The 7,763-nt window shown below is 39.1% G+C and carries 10 protein-coding genes; 5 read left to right on the forward strand and 5 right to left on the reverse strand.

What is annotated here, in order from left to right; all coding sequences use genetic code 11:
- Nucleotides 1–216: 216 nt before the first annotated feature.
- From AC06OU_RS08285 to AC06OU_RS08300, 4 genes are all read right to left on the reverse strand, one after another.
- Nucleotides 217–597, reverse strand: coding sequence for a DUF423 domain-containing protein (locus AC06OU_RS08285; RefSeq protein ID WP_169361458.1), 381 nt, complete (start codon nucleotides 595–597; stop codon nucleotides 217–219).
- A 21-nt stretch (nucleotides 598–618) separates the two neighbouring features.
- Nucleotides 619–870, reverse strand: a complete 252-nt coding sequence (locus AC06OU_RS08290; protein ID WP_298468074.1) for a YwdI family protein — start codon at nucleotides 868–870, stop codon at nucleotides 619–621.
- Nucleotides 871–1,082: 212 nt separating this feature from the next.
- Nucleotides 1,083–1,736 carry a uracil-DNA glycosylase gene (locus AC06OU_RS08295; RefSeq protein WP_475855154.1) on the reverse strand — a complete coding sequence of 218 codons (654 nt, stop codon included), beginning with the start codon at nucleotides 1,734–1,736 and terminating at the stop codon, nucleotides 1,083–1,085.
- 4 nt (nucleotides 1,737–1,740) lie between these two features.
- Entirely contained in the window at nucleotides 1,741–2,496 is a 756-nt protein-coding gene (locus AC06OU_RS08300) for a DUF4230 domain-containing protein (RefSeq protein WP_251557148.1), read from the reverse strand.
- A 106-nt stretch (nucleotides 2,497–2,602) separates the two neighbouring features.
- Between AC06OU_RS08300 and AC06OU_RS08305 the strand changes: the two genes are divergently transcribed.
- From AC06OU_RS08305 to AC06OU_RS08325, 5 genes are all read left to right on the forward strand, one after another.
- Entirely contained in the window at nucleotides 2,603–2,860 is a 258-nt protein-coding gene (locus tag AC06OU_RS08305) for a hypothetical protein (protein WP_298468065.1), read from the forward strand.
- A 65-nt stretch (nucleotides 2,861–2,925) separates the two neighbouring features.
- Nucleotides 2,926–3,759, forward strand: a complete 834-nt coding sequence (gene thiD / locus AC06OU_RS08310) for a bifunctional hydroxymethylpyrimidine kinase/phosphomethylpyrimidine kinase (RefSeq protein ID WP_251557152.1) — start codon at nucleotides 2,926–2,928, stop codon at nucleotides 3,757–3,759.
- 147 nt (nucleotides 3,760–3,906) lie between these two features.
- The gene (locus AC06OU_RS08315; RefSeq protein WP_475855157.1) at nucleotides 3,907–4,257 is read left to right on the forward strand and encodes a YojF family protein; all 351 of its coding nucleotides are present in this window, start codon (nucleotides 3,907–3,909) and stop codon (nucleotides 4,255–4,257) included.
- A 12-nt stretch (nucleotides 4,258–4,269) separates the two neighbouring features.
- The gene (gene bshB2 / locus AC06OU_RS08320; protein ID WP_475855158.1) at nucleotides 4,270–4,956 is read left to right on the forward strand and encodes a bacillithiol biosynthesis deacetylase BshB2; all 687 of its coding nucleotides are present in this window, start codon (nucleotides 4,270–4,272) and stop codon (nucleotides 4,954–4,956) included.
- Between the two features lie 102 nt (nucleotides 4,957–5,058).
- Nucleotides 5,059–6,399 (forward strand): YjiH family protein, encoded by a 1,341-nt coding sequence (locus AC06OU_RS08325; protein WP_475855159.1) that lies wholly within the window; start codon nucleotides 5,059–5,061, stop codon nucleotides 6,397–6,399.
- Nucleotides 6,400–6,897: 498 nt separating this feature from the next.
- Here the strand turns inward: AC06OU_RS08325 and AC06OU_RS08330 are convergent.
- Nucleotides 6,898–7,763 (reverse strand): NCS2 family permease (locus AC06OU_RS08330; RefSeq protein ID WP_475855161.1); only part of this gene is annotated, 866 nt, incomplete at its 5' end.

Below are 7,763 nucleotides of genomic sequence, written 5' to 3' on the forward strand. Positions count from 1 at the left end.
CCCACAGGAGCGTAGCGACGAGGAGGCTGAGGCCATGCCGGCGGAAAGCGTCCGTCTGGAACGGGATTTAGCAATTCTTATTTACCATTATATAAAGTATCTATCATTCAACCTTCTGTCGTAAAAAATGCTTTTACCATAAAAAACCGCAAATGATAGACTAATGCCTACATCTGCGGGACAGTTATGAAACTCTAGAGCTCGCTTTTAAAATCATTAATTTGCATATTTTACGGCTGCAACGATTAGCATAACCCAGCCGATTAGGAATGCCACTCCACCGATTGGTGTAATTGCTCCTAAAATACTAATTCCCGTTAAGCTAAGTACGTACAAACTTCCAGAGAAAATAACGATACCAGCTAGGATTAAATAGCCTGCTACGTTTAATTGTGACACAGGTCCTAATAGCTTACTGCTCATTAGAATACCAATGGCAACTAATGCAAGCGCATGAAACATTTGATATTGAACCGCTGTTTCCCATGTCGCTAAATACTTGTCAGCAACTCTACCTTCTAATAAATGTGCTCCGAATGCTCCAAGGGCTACGGATAGGAAGCCATTAATAGCACCTGCGATGATAAAAAATTTCAAGTTGTTCCCTACTTTCTATTATTAAAAATCAAATAATGACTCTCCGTTTGCATCGTCTTCCTTCAAGGGTGCAGAAGGGACAGTTAAGTTTGCTGCCTTAACGGAGGGCGTTTGAAGTACTATTGGACTTTCTGTTTGTGGCACAGTTAGAGCTACGTCACATAAAGCCTTTATAGCCGCTAAACTTTCCCGGATGGATTGTTCCCCCGATGCAGTCTTTGCCTCTTGAAGCTGTTTTTCTATTTGCATTAAAATCTGTCTGTTCGAAATCACTTGTTATGCCCCTCCAGTTGCTTTGGTTCAAATTTTAAGCACTCCACGCCTGAGGATCTTTTGACTAACGCAGAAGGAAGCTCCCTTGTTTTAAATTGGTAAGCCCTACAGCCACGTGGATGATTCGCATCCCAGGTGGTAAAAAAATGTCGACACTTAAAACAATTTACAGCCAATTTTTCTCCCTACTTTCTATCGTTATCCTAGCATAATTAGAGGCAAAAATCGATTGGCTTTTCATTCATGGACACTAACTGTTCATTTATTTGAGAGTAGGGTCTGCTTCCCAAGAATCCTCGGTGAGCACTTAGAGGACTTGGGTGAGTTGATTGGATAATGTAGTGTTTGGTCGTGTCGATCAGCTTTAACTTAGCTTGTGCAGGCTTACCCCATAAAACAAAAATAATTGGCTTTTCACGTTCAGATAGCTTCTGTATAACGGTATCTGTGAAGCGCTCCCAGCCCATGCCTTTATGCGAGTTTGCCTCACCTGCTCTGACAGTTAAAACCGTATTTAACAACAAGACACCCTGCTTCGCCCATTTTTCTAGATAACCGTGTGAAGGGATTGGACATCCTAAATCATCTTCTAGCTCCTTGAACATGTTACGCAAGCTTGGTGGAATTTTAACTTCTGGCTTTACTGAAAAGCTTAAGCCATGGGCCTGGCCTGGACCATGATATGGGTCTTGACCTAGTATAACCACCTTCACATCATCATATGGCGTTAATCGAAACGCACTTCCCACCTCTTCTCGTGGTGGATAGATCGTGTGCTCAGCATATTCCTGATCTAGAAAGGACTGTAGCTCCTTAAAATAAGGCTTATCCCATTCTGCACCTAATAATTCTTTCCAATTTGGCATTTAATCACTCCTTAAACTCCACTTGCACGTCATATTCAATGAGCTGGAACATTTCCTGTACGGATTTTACGGCATTTTCTTCTGCAAGCTCCAGAATACCTTGTCCGGTAGATTCTTCAATCATCATTTCTTTGGCGGTTGCAGCTAGTTCATAGGCTTCTTCTATGTCTGCCTTTTCACGAAATAATCCTTCATACGAAAATACCTCTACTTGGTCAAACAGTATTTCAGGTCCTCCTAAAAATTCTGGTTTAGGCAATGTTAAAACAGCAGTCTTGTTTTCTTCATTAACCTTAATATCTGATTCGGTTACCTCTGAAAAATTAACCCCTGCCTTCACGGATCCTGGAACTACGACTAAAAGCTGCCTTTTGGTTCCTGGTAAGTCTAGTCCAATCTCTTTTCCAAATACTGCATTATCTTGTCGTTCTATAATTACTTTCGTATATGCTTGCGCAGTTGATAACTCATTAAGACCTTGTACTCTTTCAACAAAGGAACCCTTGGATTCCGTAAAGGTACTACCTTGGATCGCCCAGAATGCTGCAAATGGCAATGCTGCAATTAGTAAGAATGCTAAGACTGAGATGAGCAAGATTGTTTTAAATTTGAATCTAGATAAAAATAATGGCATCCTCCAGAGGTTTAACCCTCCTCGCCTAGGAGAATCTTCTACGATGGTAGCAGCACTTTCCTCATTTTGAGCTTTCAATTCTTTTAATAGCTTTTCCATTTCTCGAATCTTGTCATCTTGTTTCATCCTCATCCCTCTCCTTCTATTAAACTACTACGTTTACAGTATCGAAAAGTTTCCCTATTAACAACTATTCCGCCCAATGATACGATGGTAAAAAGGGGAAATGCATATGGCAAATTTTGAATTTCGAGAAAAACTAAAAAAACTGGAGGATTCAGCTGTGAAAAACGATGTTCCACCAAAGGCAACGAGTATGGGTTTCGGTTGCTTTTTACTAGGAACTATATTTTTTATAGGAATCCTTGTTTACTTAACTATCTCACTTTATATAAATAAAATTTATATTGGCGGGACGATAACTCTTTTCGTTTCAATCACATTTGCTTTTATAGTGTTCAAGCTTTGGACTGCTCCAAAGCTGCCGTAATTGAATTTTCATATCTATCTGATACAATTAATGAAATAACTTTCACGCAAAAGGAGAACTTTTACATGTCTATTAAAAAAACATTAACAATTGCAGGTTCTGATACTTCTGGCGGCGCTGGTATACAAGCAGACTTAAAAACATTCCAAGAGCATGGAACCTATGGTATGAATGTTCTCACTGTCATCGCTACAATGGACCCGGAAAATAATTGGAGTCACCATGTGTTTTCCCTTCCTGTGGATGAAATCAAACGTCAAGCGAAAACGGCTCTATCCACTAATGTAGATGCTATTAAAACCGGTATGCTAAGTACAGAGGATATAATCGAAGCAGCAGGTAAAATTATTGAAGAGTCCGGTGTGACTAGTATCGTAATCGATCCTGTCATGGTTTGTAAGGGTGAAGATGAGGTATTGAACCCAGGTACTGTAGACTCCATGATTACTCATTTATTGCCACGTGCACTTGTTGTTACTCCAAATCTATTTGAAGCTGGTCAGCTTTCAGGACTAGGAATTCTTAAATCAATCGAAGACATGAAGGCAGCTGCCGAAAAAATTCATGAGCTTGGGGCAAAAAATGTAGTGATCAAGGGCGGTAAACAATTGGCCCACGATAAAGCAGTTGACCTTTTCTATGATGGACAAACTCACACATTATTAGAAACAGAAAAAACGGAAACGACTTATAACCATGGTGCCGGATGTACATTTGCTGCTGCGATTACAGCAAACCTAGCAAATGGCCTATCAGTTGCTGAGTCCGTACTAGAAGCTAAAGAATTTGTTTCCTCTGCAATCGCTCACGGCTGGAAGTTAAACCAATACGTAGGACCGGTACTTCATGGCGCTAAAGGAAAATTTGGTGCTCCAGAAGTGACAACAACTACAGTCTAAATAAACCCCTTACTCGCAAAGTCTAACAGGGCTTTGCGAGTTTTTATATTTCATGTAGATTGACTTAAATAATGGCTCAATCATTCGCTTGCAGAACTATTTTTCATTATACTATTAACAGACAGTATGCTAGGAGGCAATGAAAGTATGGAAATAGTGAATAAGGAACAATTACAAGAGCTATTAAATAGCTTTGCAAATGAAGATGTATACATTCATTTAGAAACAACAAATGGTGCTTATGCCACTCATTTCAACGAAAATGTGTTTAATGCTGGTGCATTTATTCGCAATGTGGTGATTCGCTACGAGCTTGGTAAGGTAGCTGGAGATGCTCCTCATCGCGTAGGTTTAAAGCTCCCTCATGGATGGGTATATGCTCAAGGTATTACACATTATGAATTAGATGAGCATGGTAGATTATTAATGGCTGGTCACGATCAAAGTGGAAAGCTAGCAGTAGCACTTGAAATCAGCAAAACACCGTTTACATATTAAGGAGGAAGAAAAATGACTTTACCAATGGAACGATCTTTGTTGGTCGTATTCCCTCACCCTGATGACGAGGCTTTTGGAGTTTCTGGAACAATAGCTACTTATGTAAAACAAGGAATCCCTGTTACATATGCATGCTTGACTCTAGGGGAAATGGGTCGCAATCTTGGAAACCCTCCTTTTGCAACTCGCGAGACACTGCCACAAGTTAGAAAGCAAGAGCTGCTAGCCTCTGCAAAAGCTATGGGTGTTACCGATTTAAGAATGATGGGTCTTCGTGACAAAACAGTAGAATTTGAAGATGATGAAAAAATGGTCCAAATGATGGAGGATTTAATCGCTGATACGAATCCTTCTTTAGTTATTACCTTCTATCCTAACTACGCTGTGCATCCTGACCATGATGCTACCGGTAGAGCAATGATTCGTGCTGTACGCAGAATGCCAAAGGATCAACGTCCAAAGGTTTATGCACTAGCTTTTTCGAATGATTCGAAAGATGTATTAGGAGAACCAGACATCATCCATAACATTTCTGAATCGAGTGAAGAAAAAATGGGTTCTATGCGTGCCCATATTTCTCAAACGGCTTGGATGCTAGAAGAAATGGAAAAACGTCTAGCAGACGGAGAACCAGAAGCAGAAAACTGGTTACACTTTGAACGCTTCTACACATACGATTTTAATAAAGATTTCGAATAATAGAACATTGCTCATAGCTATAGACTTAGCTTCTCTAATGAATTATCATGTGTAAAACATCTATTTCATGCATAATTATTCAAAAAGAAAGTTGGCCTTCACTTGAAAAAATTCAGCTTATTTACTTGGCTTCTCTTTCTTCTCCCTTCTATAGCTGGTGTCATCCTTTTCATGACCCCGTTACCAATCGGAGGAGAAATAAAGATTCCTATCGCATGGTTTGCAAGTCTATTATCTGGTGTACTTGAACCAGTTGTTCATTGGATCGCTTTAATCACCTTATTCCTTGCAGCTATTGGTTCTTTAATATTTTTATTTATTCCAAAGAACGATTCGTTTATTAATAATCTTTTTAAAGTTTCTATATTCTGGACAATCACAAGAGTTGTCGGTGCAGTTTTTTCTGTCTTAATCATTTTCCAAATTGGTCCAGAGGCTATTTGGAGTGAGGATACGGGAGGGCTTTTGTTAGCACCAGATGGATTGGTTTCCTTCCTATTCACGATTTTCTTATTTGCTGGCTTATTACTGCCACTCTTATTGAATTTTGGGCTATTGGAATTTTTCGGCACGATGATGGTCAAAATCATGCGCCCACTGTTTAAGCTTCCAGGACGATCAGCAGTCGATGCACTTACATCCTGGGTTGGAGATGGAACAATTGGTGTCTTGTTGACGAGCAGACAATATGAAGAAGGCTATTATACGAAAAAAGAAGCTGCAATTATTGGCTCCACTTTTTCCGTTGTATCTATAACCTTCTGTATCGTCGTATTGGAACAAGTTGGTCTAGAGAAATACTTTGCTCCTTATTACTTAACCGTACTACTATGTGGTGTTGTCCTGGCATTTATCATGCCTCGTATTTATCCTTTAGCTGGCAAAGAGGATGTGCATATTGATGGACGCCCATTAGACTTGGATGCAGAGAAATTTCCTGAGAATTATAATGCTGTCACACATGGTTTAGAAAATGCCTTAAAAACAGCTGATAAAAATCGTTCTATTACGAAGTTCTTCTCTGATGGAATTAAGAATGTTATCGATATGTATATTGGCGTTGCTCCCGTAGTATTAGCATTTGGAACAATTGCATTAATGCTTGCTGAGTACACCCCCTTCTTCACTATATTAGGTAAACCATTTGAGCCATTGCTTCTATTATTCGGAATACCTGAGGCTGCAGAGGCTGCACAAACAATGGTAGTTGGCTTTGCCGATATGTTCCTGCCTACTATTTTAGGTGCATCAATTGACTCTGAGCTTACAAGATTCTTTATAGCAACTATGTCAGTTACTCAGTTGATCTACATGTCTGAGGTTGGCGGATTATTACTCGGCTCTAAAATACCGGTTAACTTTAAAGACTTAATCGTTATTTTCTTATTACGTACGCTGATTTCATTCCCAATCATAGCAGCAGTTGCACATATAATATTTTAAAAGTAAAACGCTTGGAAAACTCCAAGCGTTTTTTCTATAGTGTTAGAAATCAACTAACGAAGGTCACCAGAGTTATTAAGATAAAAGCAATACTAAAGAAAATAGCTCTTATTCAGCAAAGCTTTTTTATTTAATAAACCAACAGTTTTTGTTGAATTCCTATATTGCCATGTAGAAATTACATAGCAATAAATTAAAAAAACATGAAATCGATAACTTGATTTCATGTTTTTCTTCTTTTTTTAAGTTAGGTAATTTCTTGTTTCCATTCTATCTGTTTGGAGAGGAAGCGGCGACTCCTGGGGGAACAGCACGAGCTGAAAGCCCCACAGGAGCAAAGCGACGAGGAGATTGAAGCCGTGCCCCCGGAAAGCGTCCGCTGTAACGGAAAACAACTACAGAAATTTGAATAGAAGCACCGAAAACTTTACCATTTCGTAGATTTTTTGAGTCTTTTTATTTGGAGGAGATTTTTATCTCAACCTTTATTTATATTTATTAGTGAGGTAAGAAAATCAATTGAAATGCAAATAGGACAGCGAAAATATAAAGCATGATATTAACTTTTTTCGCTTCCCCTTTAATTACTTTCAACAGTGGATAAACGATAAATCCAAAAGCAATACCTGTTGAAATGCTTGATGTAAGGGGCATGATTAAGATAATTAAGAATGCTGGGAATGCTTCGTCAAATTTACTCCACTCAATCTCTTTTACAGATCCAATCATCAATGCGCCAACGATAATTAAGGTTGGCGAGGTAATAGCTGCAACACTGGACAGCGCACCTACTAAAGGTCCGAAGAATGATGCAACGATGAATAACACAGCTACAGTTAAGCTAGTTAAACCAGTACGACCACCAACAGCTACACCAGAGGAAGACTCAACAAATGCTGTTGTTGGACTAGTTCCGAACATTGATCCAACAGTAGTAGCTACTGAATCTGCTAATAGCGCTTGGCGTGCACGTGGAAGCTTATCGTCTTTCATCAAGCCAGCTTGCTTAGCAACCCCAACCATCGTACCTGTTGTGTCAAAAAGCGTAACTAAAATAAAGGAGAATACTACTCCATATAAACCGTAAGAAATAACCTCTCCAATTGCTTCTATGGGATTCCAAATTAAAATACCTTCCGGTAGATGTGGTAAAGCTACCACTTTTTCAATCTTTAATTGATTGGTAAGTGCAGCTACAATACCAGTAATAACCATACCGATAAATAATGCACCATTTATATTACGTACCATCAAAATGACTGTGAATATTAAACCAAATAATGTTAGCAAAACACCTGGAGAAGTTAAATCCCCTAACATCACCAAATTGCTATCACTAGCAACAACTACCTTAGACATACGTA

It is taken from the genome of Psychrobacillus sp. (genome assembly GCF_056205495.1).